This window comes from Kitasatospora sp. NPDC028055 (assembly GCF_040637885.1).
GTDB lineage: Bacteria > Actinomycetota > Actinomycetes > Streptomycetales > Streptomycetaceae > Kitasatospora.
Window position 1 is genome coordinate 1 of record NZ_JBEZXE010000003.1, and the last position, 17009, is coordinate 17009.

Here is a 17009-nt window from a genome sequence, read left to right on the forward strand (position 1 = left end):
CCGGGGGCCGCCGCACCGGTGTGGTGCGGCGGCCCCCGGCCGTTCCGGAGCGTTGCCGGTCAGGTGCCCGTCGTTCCGGTAGCCGTCGGCCGAGTGCCCGTAGGTCAGTCGGTGCCGGACTCGATCGCCGCGTGGTCCAGCGCGGTGGACTCGGCCTCGTCACCGGTGCCCGCCGCGATCGGCGCTGCGCCGCCCGGGGTGAGCTCGCCGATCAGGCCGGTCCACGGCGCCAGCTGGCCGTGACCCGCGTACTGCTCCAGCTTGCTGCGGGAGTCGGCGATGTCCAGGTTGCGCATGGTCAGCTGGCCGATCCGGTCGTCCGGGACGAAGGCGGCGTCGACGCTGCGCTCCATCGACAGCTTCTCCGGGTGGTAGCTGAAGTTCGGGCCCTGGGTGTCGATCACCGAGTAGTCCTGGCCCCGCCGCAGCCGCAGCGTGACGCTGCCGCTGACGGCCTGGCCGACCCACTTCTGCAGGCTGTCCCGCAGCATCAGCGACTGCGGGTCGAACCAGCGGCCCTCGTACATCAGCCGGCCGAGGCGCCGGCCCTGGGTGTGGTACGTGGCGAGGGTGTCCTCGTTGTGGATCGCGTTCAGGAGGCGCTCGTAGGCGATGTGCAGCAGCGCCATGCCGGGGGCCTCGTAGATGCCGCGGCTCTTGGCCTCGATGATCCGGTTCTCGATCTGGTCCGACATGCCGAGACCGTGCCGGCCGCCGATCAGGTTGGCCTCGTGCACCAGCGCGACGGCGGAGTCGAACTCACGGCCGTTGATCCGGACCGGCCGGCCGAACTCGAACTCGACCGTGACGTCCTCGGTCCGGATCTCGACGGCCGGGTCCCAGAAGGCCACGCCCATGATCGGGGCGACGATCTCCATCGAGGTGTCCAGGTACTCCAGCCGCTTGGCCTCGTGGGTGGCGCCCCAGATGTTGGCGTCGGTGGAGTAGGCCTTCTCGGCGGAGTCCCGGTACGGGAGGTCACGCTCGGCCAGCCACTCGGACATCTCCTTGCGGCCGCCGAGCTGGTCGACGAAGTCCTGGTCCAGCCACGGCTTGTAGATCCGCAGGTTGGGGTTGGCGAGCAGGCCGTAGCGGTAGAACCGCTCGATGTCGTTGCCCTTGTAGGTGGAACCGTCGCCCCAGATCGAGACGCCGTCCTCCTGCATGGCCCGGACCAGCAGGGTGCCGGTCACGGCGCGGCCGAGCGGAGTGGTGTTGAAGTAGGTCTGCCCGGCGGAGCGGATGTGGAAGGCGCCGCAGGCCAGGGCGGCCAGACCCTCCTCGACCAGCGGGGCCCGGCAGTCGATCAGGCGGGCCTGCTCGGCGCCGTAGGCGCGGCCACGGGCCGGGACGTCGGCGAGGTTCGGCTCGTCGTACTGGCCGATGTCGGCCGTGTAGGCGTAGGGGACGGCACCGTGCTCGCGCATCCACGCGACCGCGACGGAGGTGTCCAACCCACCCGAGAATGCGATGCCGATCCGTTCACCGACCGGCAGCTTGCTCAAGACCTTCGACATGCATGCACCCTTGACCCACCCGCGGTGCGGGCTCCTGATTTAGCGACGTGTGAGGGGATTCGGCCTGATTGATCCGATGCCCGCACTCTGGCATAGATTTGCAGAGTACCGCAAGAGCATACGGACGCGTCGACCGGGGCGGCAGCTCCGGAGGGCGACTCCAGGCGGTCGGGGCCGACTACAACTCCCTTGGGCGGAGCGGGGTTTGGCGGGTGCGGCGGGAGGCGCGGGGTCGTGGTGCGGAGGGGAGGAGGACGGGACGGCGCAGGGCCGGACTCCCGGGGGAGTCCGGCCCTGCGCTGGTCCGGGGGAGGCGGGGGTCAGGCCTTGCGGCCCACGCCCGCGTACATCCAGCGGGTCGAGTCCGCGGTCGGCCCGTCCGGGCGCCAGAGCGGGACGAAGTCCACGCCCGGTTCCAGCGCCTCCCAGCCGGTGAGGAAGGCCTCCACCTCGGCCCGGCCCCGGAGCCGGATGCGCGAATCGGTGTCGTCCCAGGTCTTCACGACCTCGGCGGCCCGCTGCGGATTGCCCTCGGCGGTGCTGTGCGAGAGCAGCAGGAAGCTCCCCGGGGCGACGCGGTCGTGGACGGCCTTGACCGCCGCGGCGGCCTGGTCGTCGTCGACGAAGTGCAGGACGGCCATCAGCAGGACGGCGACCGGTTGGGAGAGGTCGATCAGCTCGCGCAGCGCGGGCCGGTCGAGCAGCTCGTCGAGGTCGCGCAGATCGCCGGTGAGCACGGTGGTGGAGTGGTTGCTGGCGAGCAGCGCCCGGCCGTGGGCGAGCACGATCGGGTCGTTGTCGATGTAGACCACCCGGGACTCCGGGGCCAGCTCCTGCGCGACCTCGTGCACATTGCCCTGGGCGGGCAGACCGGAGCCGATGTCGATGAACTGGCGGACACCGGCCTCGACGCAGAGCCGGACGGCGCGGCGCAGGAAGGCGCGGTTCTCCCGGGCGGCCTGCGGGACGTCGGGCGCGGCGGCTATCGCGTGCTCGGCGGCGGCCCGGTCGGGCGGGAAGTTGTCCTTGCCGCCCAGCCAGTAGTCGTAGATCCGGGCCGGGTGGGGCCGGTGGGTCTGGAGCATCACCGGGTCGACGAAGCCCGCCGGATCGGTCACGTCCGCAGGGCTCGTGGCGTTGTCGAACTCGGGCATCGGGTCCCCTCCGTTTGGCCTGATCAACGGTCACCAGAAGCTGGCAGCCAGCCGGTTGATCGGTTCTGCATCGTACCCGGCCCACTGGGAAGGACGATCAGGGGCCCTGGTCCGGTTCACCGGGAGACCGGGCGGAGGTGCGGGCACGGGCAGTGGGGCGGTTGCCGGCCCGGGCGCGGGTGCGGAGCCAAGGGGTGCGGAGCCAGGGGGTGCGGGCGGCGAGGACGCCGAGGGCCAGGGCCACCAGGTGGCCCGCGTCGGCCAGTTGCTGGTCTGCCGCCCAGGCGACGGCCAGTACCAGGGCGAGGAGCGGCAGGCCGTACCGGCGCAGCGCGCGCGGGCCCAGGGCGAGCAAGCAGCCGATGGTGGCGACCAGCCCGTAGCTGATCCCGACGTCCCGCGCGCGGGAGAGCGCCCCCGGGATCCGGGCGGTCAGCATCACCCACATGGCGCCCTCGGTGAGCAGGGTGGCGCCCAGGTGCCCGAAGACGAATACCGCGCCCGCGCGGGCCGGGCCCCAGCGCCACTCGGCCAGGCCCAGGGCGATCGCGACGGCGGCGATGCCGGCCCAGGCCGGGACCCCGTCGACCACCAGGCCGCTGGTGAACATCGTCCACCACTTGCCCACCTCCATGTGGTGGACGTTGCTGCTGTTGTGCCGGATGAACCGGGCCCGCTCGGCGTGGCCCTGGGTGGCGAGCCAGGCGGCGGTGACGGTCAGCAGGACGACGTAGACGGAGGTGAGGCGCAGCCGGAGGGCGGCGGTGCGGGCGGTCGCCGCGAGCGAGGCCCGGCCGCCGGTGGCCGTTCTGTCGGTGGCCGTCGCGCTGGTGGCCGTCCCGACGGTGTGTGTTCTGTCGGTGGCTGTTCTGGGGGCAGACGTCCGGGAGGTGGCGGTGTCGGTCGGCTTCGTCGTTCCGAGGCGGTCCCTCATCGTGCCTGGCGCCCTTTGCGTGCGGTGTCCGGTGTCCGGTGCCCGGCGGCCCCGTGGGCGGCCGGAGAGCCAGCCTACGGCAGTCGGGCGGGGCCGCCCCGTCGACGGTTTCCCGGGCGGAGGCCGGGCGCGGATGGTGTCGGGCCGGTCACCCGAACGGGCCGTCGCGGCGGCGGGCGGCGGCCGGGGCGGGCCAGGGTGAGGAGGGGGCCGTCGAGGAGGAGGGGGCCGTCGAGGAGGCGCCGATGACCGGCAGCACCACCGGCGTGCCGCAGGTGCACCAGGGGCCCTGGTGGGCGCGCGCGGCCCGGGCGGCGTTGCGCTACGTCCGGCGCGCCCCCGGCACCTACATCTGGCTGGCGATCCTGCTGGTCACCACCGAGGTGATCCGGCACGTCGACCCGGTGACCGCCGACCGGATCCTGCAGCGGCGTTCGACCAATCTGCACCACCTCCAGGTTTCACCCGGTCGGGTGCTGCTGACCAGCGCGATGTGGATCGCGGGCGGCGGCTGGCTGAGCTACTTCGCGCTGTACAACCTCTTCCACGTGCCCGCCGAGCGCTGGCTGGGCACGCTGCGCTGGCTGTCGGTGGCGGTGCTGGCGCACGTCGGGGCGACCTACCTCAGCGAGGGGGTGCTCGGCTGGGCGATCCACCGCGGCCTGGCGGCGCCGAAGGCCGTCTACACGCTCGACTACGGCGTGAGCTACGCGCTGGCCGGGGTGGTCGGGGTGCTCAGCTACCTGATCGTGCGGCCCTGGCGGTACCTCTACGTGGTGGGCGTACTCGCCGTGTACGTCTACGGCGTCCACCAGAGCCGGGACTACACCAGCATCGGCCACCTCAGTGCGGCGCTGATCGGACTCGCCTGCTATCCGATCACCCGGGACCGGCCTGGGTCTTTCGATCCGGCCGCCGTGGTGCGGGAGTCGTGGCGGCGGGCGCGGGGGTGGCGGCTGTGTGGGTGGCGGGTGCGCGGGCGGTGAGGGGGGCCGTCGGACCCGAGGCGCTCGGGCAGTCGGGCATCCCGGCAGTCGGGCATCCCGGCATTCGGTGAATGCCAACTGTTCGAAACGGTAAGGGTCTTAACCATCTCTTACCGTTCGGGTCTTCCCCCGGGCGGGTGCACCGGACAGGCTTACCCCCTGTTCAGCCGGGGTCGCGCGACCGCGCGGCCGGCCACAGGGGAGGACCGCACTCGTGCCCATCAGGCAACGCCGTCGGCTGCTGCTCAGCGCCGTCACGCTCACCGCTCTCGGACTGACCACCAGTCAGGCGCTCGCCGCGCCTTCGCCGTCCGCATCGCAGCCCTGGCAGGTGCGCCACCAGGCGGACGTCGGGAAGCAGCACGCGAAGAAGGTCCGGGGCGCCACCACCGCCTCGACCGCCCCCCGCTCGACCGCCGCCCCCGAGGCCGACTCGCCCGGGGACGGCGGAGACGAGGTGGAGAACTCCGCCGAGGGCGTCGCCCAGTACACCGAGGCGCGCACCGCGCCGGGTGTCGTGGCGCCGGGCGCCTACGGCGCGGCCTGGGCGCAGTTGAAGTCGATGCCGCACACCGGCGGCACCTGGGACCACGTCACCGACAAGCCGTACAACTCCGACGACCCGCGCTACCGGGACGTCAACTCCAACTCCAGCGGCGGCGCCGGACTGGTGACCGGCCGGATCACCGGCATCGCGGCCGACAGCGACGGCTACGTGTACGCCGGCGGTGCCAATGGCGGGGTGTTCCGCTCCCGTACCGGCGGCGGCCGGTGGGAGCCGATCGCCGACAAGCTGCCCACGCTCTCCACCGGCACCCTGAACCTCGACGGCGGCGGCCGGCTCTGGTACGCCACCGGCGAGTCCAACACCGGGGCCACCTCGTACGTCGGCACCGGTGTGTACGTGCTGTCCGACCCGCAGCGCGGCACGTTCCAGCCCCGCAACCGGGTGGGCGGGCCGGAGCTGGAGTCGACCATCATCCACGCGCTGCGCTTCGGCGGCGGCAAGGTGTGGGCGGCGACCAGCCGCGGTGTGTGGAGCCACTCGACCTCCGACCTGTCGGGGCCGTGGACGCTGGAGTTCGCGCCCAACCCGGACTACCTGCCGGGCGGTTCGCTGGCCAAGGACCCGAGCGCGCCGTACAAGAACATCGCCAACGACATCGCGATCGACCCCAAGGACCCGTCCAAGGTGGTCCTGGCGGTCGGCTGGCGCGGCGGCGACACCTACAACGGCTTCTACAGCAAGGCGGCGGACGGGAGTTGGCAGCGCGTCGGCGCGCTGGGTGACCTGCCGTCGGACGCCGCGAACGTCGGCAACGTGACCTTCGCGCGGTCGGCGGACGGCTCGCGCTACTACGCGATCGACCAGTCGCCCGATGTCGCCGCGCACAACCCGGACACCGGGCTCAAGGGCATCTACGTCTCCAAGTCCGGTTCGCCGTACGGTCCGTGGACGTTGGTCGCGGACAAGGACAAGCTCAAGGCGTCCGGCTCCGCGCTCCAGGATCCGGGCTACCAGCCCGGCATCCAGGCCTGGTACAACCAGTCGCTCCAGGTCGACCCGGCCAACCCGGACCACGTCTACGCGGGCCTGGAGGAGGTCTTCGAGACCACCGACGGCGGCAACGCGTGGGCGACGGTCGGGCCGTACTGGAACAACGGCTTCCCGTGCTGGAGCATCGACCCGAGCAAGCAGACCGGCGACTGCTCGCCGACCACCCACTCCGACCAGCACGCCGTCGCCTTCGGCAGCTACCAGGGCAAGGTGAACGTCTACGTCGGCAACGACGGCGGCATCTACCGGCGCCCGGGCAAGGGGCAGTTGGACGCCTGGGGCCACGGCAAGGACTGGACGCCGCTCAACGACGGCACCATGGACACCCTCCAGTACTACTCGGTCGGCGTCGGCAAGGACCCGGCGGACAGGTCCGGCAAGGGCGTCATCGTCAGCGGCGGGCTCCAGGACAACGGCGAGTCCGTCCTGCGGGCGCACGACAAGGTGATGGGCTCCAACTTCGGCGGGGACGGCGGCGACACCCTGGTCGACCCGGCCAACGGCTGCAACATCGCCGAGGAGTACGTCTACCTGGACATGTGGGTCACCCAGAACTGCGCGGTGAACGACGGAAGTTGGACGAAGGACCCGAGCAAGGCCACCTCCTACGAGGTCGCCCCGCCGGACAAGGACACCAACGCCGCCCGGTTCATCGCGCCGATGACCGCCGACCCGAGGGACGCCAACACCTGGATCGCCGGCGGCCGGCACGTCTGGGTGCAGCACAAGGGCTACGCGATCCGCAGCGGCAGCGAGTGGACCTCCGCCTACGACCTGGGCGCCGGCCACGTGGCCACCGCCGTCGCCACCGTCAACGGCACGGTGTACGCGGGCTGGTGCGGCCCGTGCAACAACCAGGGGTTCAGCCGCGGCATCGCGGTCGGCAACATCGACGGCACCGGCTGGCACCAGCTGAACCTGCCCGTCGACGGGACCGTCCCGAACCGGTACATCTCCTCCTTCGCGGTGGACGAGAAGGACGCCCGGCACGTGCTGGTGGCCGTCAACGGCTTCTCGCGCACCTGGACGGAGGGCCCCGGCGCGGGCACCGGCCACCTCTTCGAGACCCGTGACGGCGGCGCCACCTGGACCGACGTCTCGGCCAACCTGCCCGACGTCCCGGCGACTTCGGTGAAGCTCCTGCCCGACGGCGGCCTCGCCCTCGGCACCGACCTCGCCGCGTTCTACCGAGCCCCGGGCGAGAGCCGGTTCTCGGTGCTCGGCCGCAACCTGCCGACCACGGCGGTGCAGCAGCTCAAGCCGGGCCCCGACGGCCGGCTCTACGCGGCGACCTTCGGCCGCGGCATCTGGTCGATCGACCCGCGCGAGCTCGGCCGGGACGGAGACGACCAGGGCGGCGACAGCCAGGGTGAGAACGGCCAGGGCGGCAACAACCAGGGCTGATCGTCCTCAGGGCTGACCGTCCGTTCATGCGCCGGTGCCCGGCCCGCTCTCGACGAGCGGGCCGGGCACCGGCGTCCCGGGTGCGGTTGGGGGCGGGGTGCGGTTGGGGCTGGGTCAGCTGCCGACGCGCTGGGACACGCAGAGGATGTTGCCCTCGCTGTCCTTGAACCAAGCGGCGCGCATGCCCTCACCCTCGGCGACGCCGTTGACCGTCTTGAGGCCGGGGAAGTCGTACTCCTCGAAGGTGATGCCGTGCTCACGCAGGGCGGTCATCTCGCCGTCGAGGTCGGCGACCTTGAAACTGGCGAGGGTGTGGGCGGCCTGGCCGCCGCTGGGGGTGTGGTAGATGGTGAACTGCGTCGCGCCGCATTCGCCGGTCAGTTCCTCCTCGTGCTCCTCGACGACCTTGAGGCCGAGGGTGTCGGTGTAGAAGGCCTTGGCGCGGGCGAGATCGGTGGCGGGGATGACTGCTTGCAGCGGTCCGTCTCCAAGCATGGTGGTTCGCCTCCTCTCGGTTACCAGGCTAGGGAGGTACGCGGCCGGGCGCTCGGTGGGCCGGGGAGCGCTGCGGGCCGTGCACGGCCGGTCACGCGGGGGCGCGGACGATCAGCTGCCCCGAGCCCACTCCTGCGGCACCCGTTCCAGCACGCCCGCGCCGAACAGCTCGTACAGCGGCAGCGTCTCCAGGTGGACGTAACCGATGTGGCAGTCGCAGACCGGCAGCGGGCAGGGGCGCGGACGCAGCCGGGCGCGGTAGCTGCCGTCGTAGAGGTTGCCGAGGACCTCCCGGACGAAGTGGCAGCGGCGCACCGTGCCGTCGCCGTCCACGGAGAGCACCGACTCGCCGGTGCGGCAGGGCAGCCCGGCGCTCGGGTGGGCGTGCCGGCTGTAGCCGAAGTGCGGGTCGAGGGCCGTCCACTGCGCGGCCTCGGCGTCGGTGTAGCTGCGGCCCTCGGCCGCGTTGATCCACAGGTACACCTCGGGGGCGAGCGCCGCGCGCAGCCTCCGGGCCTCGGGGAGGTGGTCCGGCTGTCCGACCACGCCCACGCTGTAGCGCACGCCCAGAGCGTCCAGCTCGCGGCACTTGGCGAGGAAGCGGTCGAAGGGCACCTGGCCGGGGTGGTAGGTGACCCACAGGGCGAAAGTGGCGGGGTCGGCCTCGGCCAGCCACCCGGTGCGGCAGCTCAGGTTGGTCTGGATCGCGACCCGGCGCACGTGCGGGAGCCGGCTCAGCTCGACCAGTGCGCGGCGGTACCAGGAGCGGACCAGGCCCTCGCCCCAGGGGGTGAACAGCAGCGACAGGGTGTCACCGGTGCCCGCGCGGGCGGTGGCCCAGGTGGTGAGGCGTTCCAGCGCGGCCCGGTCGGCGCGCAGCTGCTCGGGCGAGTCGCGGCGCTTGGCGAACGGGCAGTAGGGGCAGTCGTAGTCGCAGGAGGCGAGCGGGCCGCGGTAGAGCAGGGTGAGGTCGCGGGCCTGCGCCGCGTCGGCGTCGACGGTTACGGCGGTGTCGACGTCCGCAGGGACGGGGGCGCCGGAGGGCATGCCGAGGAAGGTCATTTCGCCTCGTAGCCCGCCATCAGGGCCCGGACCTCGGGCGAGAACAGCAGCGGCCCGACCGCGTCCGAGTGGGCCAGGCCCTCCGGGGTGAGCCGCAGCCGCTCCGGGTCGGCGGCCAGCCAGCCCCGCTCGGCGAAGTCGGCCAGCTCCGCGGCGAAGTCCTCGGCCGGTGAACTGCCGAAGCGGGCACGGTAGTCGGCCAGCGGCATGCCCTCGGCCTGGAGCAGGGACTGGACGAGGTGGCGGCGGAGCGGCTCCCCGCCGGCCATCCAGTGGCCGACCTCGGCGTGGTGGAAGTCCGAGGTGGAGACGTAGTCGTCGATGATGCCGCGCACCTCGGTGGCGTTCACCGCGTAGTCGAAGGAGTAGTGCAGCCGCGAGGCGCGCGTGAAGCCCGGGAAATGCCTGGTCAGCGACATGATCACGCTTCTGTCGGGCAAGCAACGACCTGACGTCAGTCACGCCCTGCGGCGGGCGTCCTCCAGGCGTGCTGCGTAGAAGGCTCGGTCGCGCGGGTAGCCGTCCAGCTCGGGCAGTGCCTGTTGGAGGATGTCGACGGCGGTGGTCCAGTCCCGGGCGGTGTATGCCGCGTCCCCCAGGTTCAGCTTCGCCCGGACGGGGTCAAGCCAGTAGAGCCACCCGGGCCGCTCCTCCTCGTTCGGCACGCGAAGTGCCAACTCATAGGAAGTCTCGGCAAGTTGACGTGACCGGTCCCGCTCTCCGACTGCCGCGGCTGCCATCGCTGCGGCGTGTGCTGCGATCGAGGCGGCAGCGGGCGAGAGGCCCCCCGGTGCCCGCTGGGCCGCCTCGGCGGTCCTCAGAGCTCGGACGGGATCGCCGTTGTTCAGGGTGTAGTAGGACCGGACCCGAGTGAGCCAGGACGCCATGTCCGCGGAGCCGGCATCCATCGCCCACCCGTGCGCCACGTCCAGCCAGGCCAGTGCGGGACCGCGCTTGCCCTCTTCGGCAGCCACCCAGGAAAGCCAGTGGCCGTGTTCAGCGGCCAGGATCAGCAGGCGGTCAGCCACAGCCCCCGAGGATCCGGGCAATAGTCGTGTGACTGCGTCGAGTTGGGACCGGACGACGGGCCAGAGGTCTCTACCTCCGATGGCGTCCTCGGCCCTGCGGTGCTCGGCGAGAACTCGGGCGATCCAGTCAGCCGAACGGACGTCAATTCGGCCCTTGGTGTGGGCATGTGCGATGCGGTCCGAGAGCTCCGGATCCGGGCTACAGGACTTCGGTGCGTGGGGCTCAGGTAACCCCGTCAGCTCGTTCGGCACTTCCAACCCCTCGGTGATCCGCGCGATGAGATCGGCGCTGGTGACCTTCCGCTTTCCGCTCTCAATCAGAGACACGTGGGACTGCGGCATCCCGATGAGAGAACCGAACTCGAGCTGCGACATACGCGCAGCTCGCCGGTACTCGCGAAAGATGGCTGCCCAGTCGCGAGATGCCCATGCGGCTCGCAAGCGAACGTCAGTCCATGATCCCGCGTCGGCCATGCGAAAGACGATACTGCGCGCACATACGCCCTGCGTATCGCTTCCACTCGATCGTGGCCCGATGCTGACGCTCAGCCGCAGATGAGGTCGGCGGCCGGCGCGCATCCGTCCGGTCGTCTCGGGAACACGCCACGAACTCGGGCGTCATGGATGGAGGATCGCCGTGCCTGACGTACTTGCCACACCGCTCGCACTGGCGGGCGACGCATTCTTCTGGCTCCCTCGCCATCGATCGTCGGTGCCCTTGGCCCGATCGCTGCTACGGAGCTTCCTCGGGAGTATTCCGGGCGGGGGTGCGCTCGCCAGCAGCGGTGAGCTGGTGCTCTCAGAGCTGGTGACCAACGCCGTGGTGCACGCCCGGGTGCCTCCGGGGCGGCGCATCGCGATCCGATTCAAAGCGGTCTGCGACCACCTTCGGGTGGAGGTGCACGACGCGAACAGCGAGAAGCCGGTTGTCCGTCGATCCACGGGGGCGGACGGCTGCTCGGGGCGTGGGTTGTTCCTGGTGGAGGCCTTGTCCGTGGAGTGGGGCTGTGTGCCCCGACCGGAAGGTATCGGGAAGATCATTTGGGCGCTGGTGGGCCCGGAAGGTGGTGCGCGATGAGGTTCGGGAGGCCGCCCGGGGTGGCGGGGACGCGGTGCTTCTACTGCGGTGCGGGGCTGCGGAAGGCGTTGGCCCGGTACATCGTCGTGAACGGTCAGGCGATGGGTGTGCACAGGCGGCACCCGCGTCGCGCGGGGGAGGTGTCGGCGTGACGGCTCTTCCAGTGGTGCCTGGTGCGGGCGCTTGGTCGCGGCCGGCTGACCGCTTTCCGCACCTGGCGTTCAGCCTGGGGCAGTGGCGGGTGGATGAGGCGTACTGGGCCATGGAGGAGATCCAGGACGGTGTGCCGCTGGCGGAGATGGGTCACGCGGAGCTGCTGTCCGCAGCAGAGTGCGCCGTGTCGCACGTGAGGTCTTTGGTGAAGCTGCTGGAGGCGGTGGAGTGCGCGATTCCCATCGACCGGCCGGCGACGCTCGATGGGGTGGTCCAGCCGATCCGCGACTACCTGAGGTGGGCGCTGGACACGGACGTGCCGTTCAGGGGCGATGCGGCGGCGTTCCTCGGCGAGGTGCGGAGGGTGCGCCTGCCCGCGGTGCGGGTGCGGGTGGAACTGGACGTGGTGGAGCGGCGGCTGAACGGCCTGGCGATCAGGCGCCGTGCGCGGAGGAAAGGAAAGTCATGACCGGAACCGAGCACACTGCCCAGTTGCCTGCGCCGTACCTGTTCCCGGTGGCGGTGGAGGTCCGGGGCGTAATGGAGGTGGCGCGGTTCTCGCGATTGTCGGACGCGCTGACGGCGCTGCTCGGCTCGCTGCGGGCGCTGCCACTGGACGCGGAGCAGTGGAAGTATTTCGACGACCTGTTCGGGCCGGGAGAGGCGCCGTCGATCGGACACCGGCTCGCGATGTACGGCCAGATACGGGCGCTCGCGTTCGTCGGGATCACTCCCTACGTGATCAAGCTGTACCCGGCTGATCCTGAGGTGGGCCCGTGATCCGGCACGACCCTCGGACGTGGTGAGGCAGGGTCGTGTGGTGGTGGTCGCTGCGTGGCCAGTTCTCCTGGCCGGTGCGGGCCGTCTCCCCGAGCCGACGTGCGGCCCAGCGCGACGTGAGGGCGTGGTTCGCAGAGTTCCGGTACGCCGACAGCTGCCGGGCGCGGTTGACGCGGCAGATCTGGCGGGAGCGCACCGGAGTTGATGATCCGCTGGCCGGGCTGGCCGAGGCGGAGCTGTTCCGCCGGATCTTCGGCCACGACCCCGACGGGAGCGAGGCTGTGCAGTAGGGCCCCTGGCATGAGCAGGGACAACTGAAGACGTGCCGGACCATTCCCTGACCTTGGCGGCCTCAAGCACGTGCAAGCTGTCATCGCTCTCGCACGCCGACGGGTCGATGTGCTCTGGGCGCTTCTGCGCGACGACCGGCTGTTCATCACCGCCCCGCCGACTGGGCAGGCGGCCTGACAATCCATTGAGACGCAGGTCCTCGGGCATTAGGGTGCCGAAAGCACCTTAGAGGGGGGACCTGAATATGGACGTACCGGGCGATTTCCGCGAGTCGGTCGAGGCAGAGTGGGACTTTCAGGCGCGTGCCGCCGCGCAATGGGACGAACGGTCCCGAAGCTCCACTACGACATGGGTACCCCCGATCATGGAAGCCCTCGTTGACGCAGCTCGGAACAGCGCACTCGCCCATTTTTATCCCTTCACCAGCCACGCCAGGCTGTGTTTCAGCACTGGCGGCCGGCATTGGGTGGGCGACGGCCAGGTACTCCCCGTGTGCATCGCGCTCCTCCCCGGGGGCACCTACTCCGTGGCGCACAAGCACGACCCGGCCCAGGTGCTGCTCGAAACGACCAACGCCGACGAGGCCGTGGCGACGGCTGTGGCGGCGCTCCACGAGCATCTCCAGGCCTAAGGAGCAGCTCGAAGTGCTGCCGAGCTCACGGTCGGCGGCTTGACTCAGTCATTGAGACTCCTCCGGGGAATCGGAGCGAACGACTGTCTACCAGGAGGGTCCGACAGACCGGTGGCCGGGTGGCGGCCCGGGCGCGTTGTCAGACCCTTGCTCTACGTTCGGGTCGTGGCTCCGGAGCGTGACCGTCTCCGGTCGGGCGGAGCCGTGGGTTCCGGCGTCCGTCGGGGTCCGGCCGTACGGCGTGGGAGGGCTGATGTACCGCCAGCTCGGTGAGGGCACCGGCCACGCGCACGCCGTGGTCGGCCCCGGTGAGCTGCGCCGGGAGGCCGGGCCCTTCGGCGAGGCCTGGCTGCACCTGCCGGAGGGCGGCCGGGTGGTGCACGAGGAGCACGCGGCGATACCGCTGCCCAGGGGGTGGTACCGGGTGGTCCGTCAACGCGAGTACGTGCCGGGCGCGGTGCGGGTGGTCGCGGACTGACCTGTGGGGATGGGTGCGGGGGCGAGTGTCGGCGTGGGTGCGGCACCGGGGATGCGAACGGGAACGGACGGCCGGGTGGGGAGCCCGGCCGGGGAACGGAGCAGACGATGACGACGGAGACGGTGATTCGGGCCAACCCGGCGGATCCGGACGCGGACACGGGGGCGGACACGGGCGGGGACGGCGAGGTCGGCGGGGCGGCCGGCGCCGCCGGGGCCACGGCGCGCTGGCGGGCCGCTTCGGCCGCCACCGGGCCGGCCGACCGGGCGGCGGTCGAACGCGCGGTGCGGGCCGCCTACCGGGCGGCCGGGCTGCCCGAACCCGCGGCCGTGCGCTGGTTCGGCTCGCCGCTCGCGGCCGCCGAGGCCGCGCTGGAGCTGCGGGCCGCCGGGGCGGTGAGCGTGCGCGAGGAGGTCCGCACCCGGCCCTGGGAGGAGGCCCGGCGGCGGGCCGTCGAGCGGGTCGGCCCGGCCGGCTGGGCGGCGCACTGGGCGCTCACCGGCGGTGAACTCGGCCCGGTCAGCACGCCGTTGGCCGAGCGGGTGCGCAACGCCGTGCTCGACCGGCTCGCGCCCGAGGCCGACCGCGACCGGGCCTCTGGCAGTGGCCTGGCCTCCGGCAGCGACCGGACCCCCGACGACGACCGGACCCCCAACGGCGAGGCCGCCGCGGCCCGGAGCCGCCGCACCGCCGTCCGCCTCGCCCTGCTGGACGCGGTGCGCGGCCAGCACGACGCACCCTGGTTCGCCGCCCTGGAGGCCGCCGGTGCGGGTGTCGAGGCCGTGGCACCGCTCGCCGAGGTGGGGCGGGGAGCCGGCTGGTGGTGGCCCTACCAGGAGGTGGCGCTGGTCTCCGAGCGGCCCGTCGCCCTGCACCGCGACGAGGCCGGCCGACTCGACCGGGCGGACGGCCCCGCGCTGGAGTACCCGGACGGCTTCGCGCTGCACGCCTGGCGCGGGATGCCCGTCCCCGCCGAGTTCCTGGCGGGCCTCGCCGAGGTGACGGCCGAGCGGATCCGTACCGAGGAGAACGCCGAGCTGCGCCGCGTGCTGCTGGAGCACTACGGCTACGAGCGGTACCTCGCCGACTCGGGCGCGGAGCCCGTCCACCGTGACGAGACGGGCGTGCTGTGGCGGATCGTCCTGCCGGACGACGAACCGGTGGTGATGGTCGAGGTGGTCAACTCCACGCCCGAGCCCGACGGCACCTCCCGCACCTACTGGCTGCGCGTCCCGCCGAGCACCCGGACGGCCCGGGCCGGGGTCGCCTGGACGTTCGGCATACCGGAGACGGCCTACCACCCGCAGCGCGAGACCTGACGCTCCCGCCCGCGCCCGTCAGGCCCACGGGGCCTTGCGCCCGCAGGTCACCGGCCACTCGGCGGCGGGGACGCCGGCGCACCACAGCCCGGGGTCGTCGGAGGACTCCTTCCGCGCGGTCAGGCCGCGGTTGACGTCGGCGCAGGTCGCGACGGGGGAGTACCGCGGGCAGCGGCCGTCGGCGTCCTTGATCGCGTGTGCGCGCCAGGCGTCCAGGCCCATGTCCTGGACCCCCGGGGCGGTGGTCGGCATGTACCGGTTGGCCGACCAGGAGCCGGCCATCGCGGTGAACAGCGCGATCGCGCAGACTCCGGCCGCGGTGATCCGGCGGACCGTCAGGAGGCTCCGGCCGGTGGCCGGGCCGCCGCCGGGCCGGGACAGCGTGCGGCTCCAGGCCGCCGTGTGCCGGACGGCCAGCATCAGTCCGAGCACCGCCAGGACGATCAGGCAGTACATGATGATCCACGTCGTCCGCGGGTAGAGCTGCACGGCCTGGGTGCGCTCCATCCGCGCGGCGAACCAGAACCGGAGCAGCCAGGAGCTGACCAGGACGGTGGCGACGGTCCGCACCAGGACGCCTCCCGAACCGAGGCCGATCGCGAGTGCCGCCGCCGCGAGCAGCAGCAGGGTGAACGCGCTCTGCCCGGCCAGCTCGCCGCTGACCGGCCAGTTGTGGTAGGTCTGCGTGCCGGCCCGGTCGGACGCCCATCCCATCACGTAGGCGGGATCGGCGTAGACCGTGATCATCGCGTAGCGGTCCTTGGTCGTCGCACCGAACCGGACCATCTGGTAGAGCAGCGGCGCGCCGACCACCGCGGCGCTCACCACCGTGACCCCCAGGAAGAGCAGCGTCCGCCGCAGCCGCGCCGCTCCCGCCCGCCAGGGGATCGAGAACCCGACCAGGACGAGCACACCGGGAGCGGCCCAGACGAACCAGCCGGAGTACCAGAGGAACACCACGCCCATCGCGGAGCCGTACGCGACCGCCCGCCGGACGGCGCTGCGGGTCGGCAGCCGGTGCGCCCGGCGCAGGTCGCGCAGGCAGGCGGCCAGCAGCGGCACCATGACCAGCATGGCGCTGTGGCTGTAGGGGCGGATGGGGTCGATGAAGAGCACCGCGGCGGGCACCGCGACGAGCAGGGCCCAGAAGGGCCGGAGCAGCAGCCGCCAAACCAGATAGGCGATCGGGCCGGCGACGGCGGTGCAGAGCAGTTGCAGGTCCTGCATGGCGAACCCGACGCCCGCGACACCACCGTGGAACAGCTTGCCCCACACGGCCAACAGCGCCGGGAAGAGCGGCGGGTAGACCCCGGGCAGGCCCTTGCCGCGGATCATGTCGTCGGCCATGCCCATCACGTTGCCCGGGTCGCCCTCCTGCCCCCCGAGCCCCCACGGGGTTCCGTGCAGCGCCACCGCGATGCCGCCGGCGACCAGGCCGGTGCTCAGCCCCGCGATCACCGCGCACCCGAGGCGGAGCGCCGGACGGTAGCGGTCGGGGCCGGCGCGGTGGGCGACGTACAGCAGCGCCGCGAGGACGGGCACGGCGACCACCGCGGCATGCACTTGGAGACCGGCGAGGCCGCTCACCTGGCCGATGCGGACGAGCGGGTTCACGTCGATGCTGCGGGCCCAGAGCATGAAGCCGACGCCGGTGACCAGGCTGACGACGGCCTCGGCGACCGCCATCGCGTGCCGCAGGCGTAGACGTGCGCCCGCTGTGCCGGTGGACGTGACGGTGCCGGGTTCGCGGTCCGCCCCGGTGATCCCGGCGGCCGGTGGTGCAGCGGTCGGACGAGTGGTCGCATCAGTCATGCAGTTGTGCTTTCTCACTGTGCATCCGCCGCACCCGAATGGGCTCGCCGGACCCGGAGTCCCCCGCTTGACGGTCGCCCTGGGGAACGACCGGCACCCACCCCGGTCACGTGGCATGACCTGGACGGAGCAACCGGGCGGGACCGCGCCCCGGCTCAGGCCCGCAGGCCGTGGCGCTTGGTGTGGGCGAGCGGGCGTTGGCGAGGACGTCCACCAACGCCCGGACCGCGACGGGGTGTTCGGCGAGGAAGTCGAGGTTCGCCTCGATGTAGGCGGCCAGCATCGCGGCCGGTTCGTGCTGGGCGCGGATCCGCGGCTGCATGGCGGCC

The 17009-nt window shown here is 72.2% G+C and carries 16 protein-coding genes and 3 pseudogenes; 10 read left to right on the top strand and 9 right to left on the bottom strand.

Annotated elements, in window-relative coordinates; genetic code table 11:
- Positions 1-104: 104 nt before the first annotated feature.
- From argG to AB0F71_RS06225, 3 genes are all read right to left on the bottom strand, one after another.
- The gene (argG, locus tag AB0F71_RS06215; RefSeq protein WP_360229003.1) at positions 105-1517 is read right to left on the bottom strand and encodes an argininosuccinate synthase; all 1413 of its coding nucleotides are present in this window, start codon (positions 1515-1517) and stop codon (positions 105-107) included.
- Positions 1518-1837: 320 nt separating this feature from the next.
- Complete coding sequence (locus AB0F71_RS06220) at positions 1838-2671, bottom strand: SAM-dependent methyltransferase (RefSeq protein ID WP_360229006.1); 834 nt, start codon at positions 2669-2671, stop codon at positions 1838-1840.
- Positions 2672-2768: 97 nt separating this feature from the next.
- Positions 2769-3605: a rhomboid-like protein gene (locus AB0F71_RS06225; protein ID WP_360229009.1), complete on the bottom strand. Its 837-nt coding sequence runs from the start codon at positions 3603-3605 to the stop codon at positions 2769-2771.
- A 245-nt stretch (positions 3606-3850) separates the two neighbouring features.
- Between AB0F71_RS06225 and AB0F71_RS06230 the strand changes: the two genes are divergently transcribed.
- Together AB0F71_RS06230 and AB0F71_RS06235 are read left to right on the top strand one after the other, a co-directional pair.
- Positions 3851-4591 carry a rhomboid-like protein gene (locus AB0F71_RS06230; protein WP_360229012.1) on the top strand — a complete coding sequence of 247 codons (741 nt, stop codon included), beginning with the start codon at positions 3851-3853 and terminating at the stop codon, positions 4589-4591.
- Positions 4592-4805: 214 nt separating this feature from the next.
- A complete protein-coding gene (locus tag AB0F71_RS06235) occupies positions 4806-7553 on the top strand; it encodes a glycosyl hydrolase (protein ID WP_360229015.1) in 2748 nt (915 codons plus the stop codon).
- 114 nt (positions 7554-7667) lie between these two features.
- On the opposite strand, the gene AB0F71_RS06240 is transcribed toward AB0F71_RS06235, so the two are convergent.
- The 4 genes and pseudogenes from AB0F71_RS06240 to AB0F71_RS06255 all read right to left on the bottom strand — a co-directional run bounded on the left by AB0F71_RS06240 (position 7668) and on the right by AB0F71_RS06255 (position 10612).
- On the bottom strand, positions 7668-8048 hold the full coding sequence (locus tag AB0F71_RS06240; protein ID WP_360229018.1) for a VOC family protein: 381 nt from the start codon (positions 8046-8048) through the stop codon (positions 7668-7670).
- Positions 8049-8159: 111 nt separating this feature from the next.
- Complete coding sequence (locus AB0F71_RS06245) at positions 8160-9110, bottom strand: STM4011 family radical SAM protein (protein WP_360229021.1); 951 nt, start codon at positions 9108-9110, stop codon at positions 8160-8162.
- Positions 9107-9490: pseudogene (locus AB0F71_RS06250) on the bottom strand (coproporphyrinogen III oxidase family protein); the annotation flags it as partial. The pseudogene AB0F71_RS06250 and the gene AB0F71_RS06245, both read right to left, overlap by 4 nt.
- A 78-nt stretch (positions 9491-9568) precedes the next feature.
- Entirely contained in the window at positions 9569-10612 is a 1044-nt protein-coding gene (locus tag AB0F71_RS06255; protein WP_360229024.1) for a helix-turn-helix transcriptional regulator, read from the bottom strand.
- Positions 10613-10775: 163 nt separating this feature from the next.
- Here AB0F71_RS06255 and AB0F71_RS06260 point away from each other — a divergent pair, with 163 nt between their 5' ends.
- The 8 genes and pseudogenes from AB0F71_RS06260 to AB0F71_RS06295 all read left to right on the top strand — a co-directional run bounded on the left by AB0F71_RS06260 (position 10776) and on the right by AB0F71_RS06295 (position 14868).
- Positions 10776-11216 (top strand): ATP-binding protein, encoded by a 441-nt coding sequence (locus AB0F71_RS06260; protein WP_360229026.1) that lies wholly within the window; start codon positions 10776-10778, stop codon positions 11214-11216.
- Positions 11217-11478: 262 nt separating this feature from the next.
- Entirely contained in the window at positions 11479-11838 is a 360-nt protein-coding gene (locus AB0F71_RS06265) for a hypothetical protein (RefSeq protein WP_360229029.1), read from the top strand.
- Positions 11835-12149, top strand: coding sequence for a hypothetical protein (locus tag AB0F71_RS06270; RefSeq protein WP_360229032.1), 315 nt, complete (start codon positions 11835-11837; stop codon positions 12147-12149). The genes AB0F71_RS06265 and AB0F71_RS06270 overlap by 4 nt, the downstream gene beginning before the upstream one ends.
- Before the next feature lie 167 nt (positions 12150-12316).
- A complete protein-coding gene (locus AB0F71_RS06275; RefSeq protein ID WP_360229035.1) occupies positions 12317-12439 on the top strand; it encodes a hypothetical protein in 123 nt (40 codons plus the stop codon).
- Between the two features lie 58 nt (positions 12440-12497).
- Positions 12498-12617 (top strand): annotated as a pseudogene (locus tag AB0F71_RS06280) (IS110 family transposase); the annotation flags it as partial.
- A gap of 67 nt (positions 12618-12684) precedes the next feature.
- Positions 12685-13071, top strand: coding sequence for a DUF6193 family natural product biosynthesis protein (locus AB0F71_RS06285; RefSeq protein WP_360229038.1), 387 nt, complete (start codon positions 12685-12687; stop codon positions 13069-13071).
- A gap of 265 nt (positions 13072-13336) precedes the next feature.
- Positions 13337-13549, top strand: a pseudogene (locus AB0F71_RS06290) (hypothetical protein); the annotation flags it as partial.
- 107 nt (positions 13550-13656) lie between these two features.
- Complete coding sequence (locus AB0F71_RS06295; protein WP_360229041.1) at positions 13657-14868, top strand: DUF6745 domain-containing protein; 1212 nt, start codon at positions 13657-13659, stop codon at positions 14866-14868.
- A gap of 18 nt (positions 14869-14886) precedes the next feature.
- Here AB0F71_RS06295 and AB0F71_RS06300 read toward each other — a convergent pair whose 3' ends face one another.
- Both AB0F71_RS06300 and AB0F71_RS06305 read right to left on the bottom strand, forming a co-directional pair.
- On the bottom strand, positions 14887-16680 hold the full coding sequence (locus AB0F71_RS06300; protein WP_360229044.1) for a hypothetical protein: 1794 nt from the start codon (positions 16678-16680) through the stop codon (positions 14887-14889).
- Between the two features lie 106 nt (positions 16681-16786).
- The gene (locus tag AB0F71_RS06305; RefSeq protein WP_360229047.1) at positions 16787-17002 is read right to left on the bottom strand and encodes a hypothetical protein; all 216 of its coding nucleotides are present in this window, start codon (positions 17000-17002) and stop codon (positions 16787-16789) included.
- Between the last annotated feature and the right edge of the window lie 7 nt (positions 17003-17009).

Excerpts from the sequence above, each read along its gene's own strand:
- AB0F71_RS06225 (WP_360229009.1), bottom strand. The coding sequence starts at position 3,605 with ATGAGGGACCGCCTCGGAACGACGAAGCCGACCGACACCGCCACCTCC.
- AB0F71_RS06270 (WP_360229032.1), top strand. The coding sequence starts at position 11,835 with ATGACCGGAACCGAGCACACTGCCCAGTTGCCTGCGCCGTACCTGTTC.
- AB0F71_RS06300 (WP_360229044.1), bottom strand. The coding sequence starts at position 16,680 with ATGACTGATGCGACCACTCGTCCGACCGCTGCACCACCGGCCGCCGGG.
- AB0F71_RS06255 (WP_360229024.1), bottom strand. The coding sequence starts at position 10,612 with ATGGCCGACGCGGGATCATGGACTGACGTTCGCTTGCGAGCCGCATGG.
- argG (WP_360229003.1), bottom strand. The coding sequence starts at position 1,517 with ATGTCGAAGGTCTTGAGCAAGCTGCCGGTCGGTGAACGGATCGGCATC.
- AB0F71_RS06220 (WP_360229006.1), bottom strand. The coding sequence starts at position 2,671 with ATGCCCGAGTTCGACAACGCCACGAGCCCTGCGGACGTGACCGATCCG.
- AB0F71_RS06240 (WP_360229018.1), bottom strand. The coding sequence starts at position 8,048 with ATGCTTGGAGACGGACCGCTGCAAGCAGTCATCCCCGCCACCGATCTC.
- AB0F71_RS06245 (WP_360229021.1), bottom strand. The coding sequence starts at position 9,110 with ATGACCTTCCTCGGCATGCCCTCCGGCGCCCCCGTCCCTGCGGACGTC.
- AB0F71_RS06295 (WP_360229041.1), top strand. The coding sequence starts at position 13,657 with ATGACGACGGAGACGGTGATTCGGGCCAACCCGGCGGATCCGGACGCG.
- AB0F71_RS06230 (WP_360229012.1), top strand. The coding sequence starts at position 3,851 with ATGACCGGCAGCACCACCGGCGTGCCGCAGGTGCACCAGGGGCCCTGG.
- AB0F71_RS06305 (WP_360229047.1), bottom strand. The coding sequence starts at position 17,002 with ATGCAGCCGCGGATCCGCGCCCAGCACGAACCGGCCGCGATGCTGGCC.
- AB0F71_RS06285 (WP_360229038.1), top strand. The coding sequence starts at position 12,685 with ATGGACGTACCGGGCGATTTCCGCGAGTCGGTCGAGGCAGAGTGGGAC.
- AB0F71_RS06265 (WP_360229029.1), top strand. The coding sequence starts at position 11,479 with ATGGAGGAGATCCAGGACGGTGTGCCGCTGGCGGAGATGGGTCACGCG.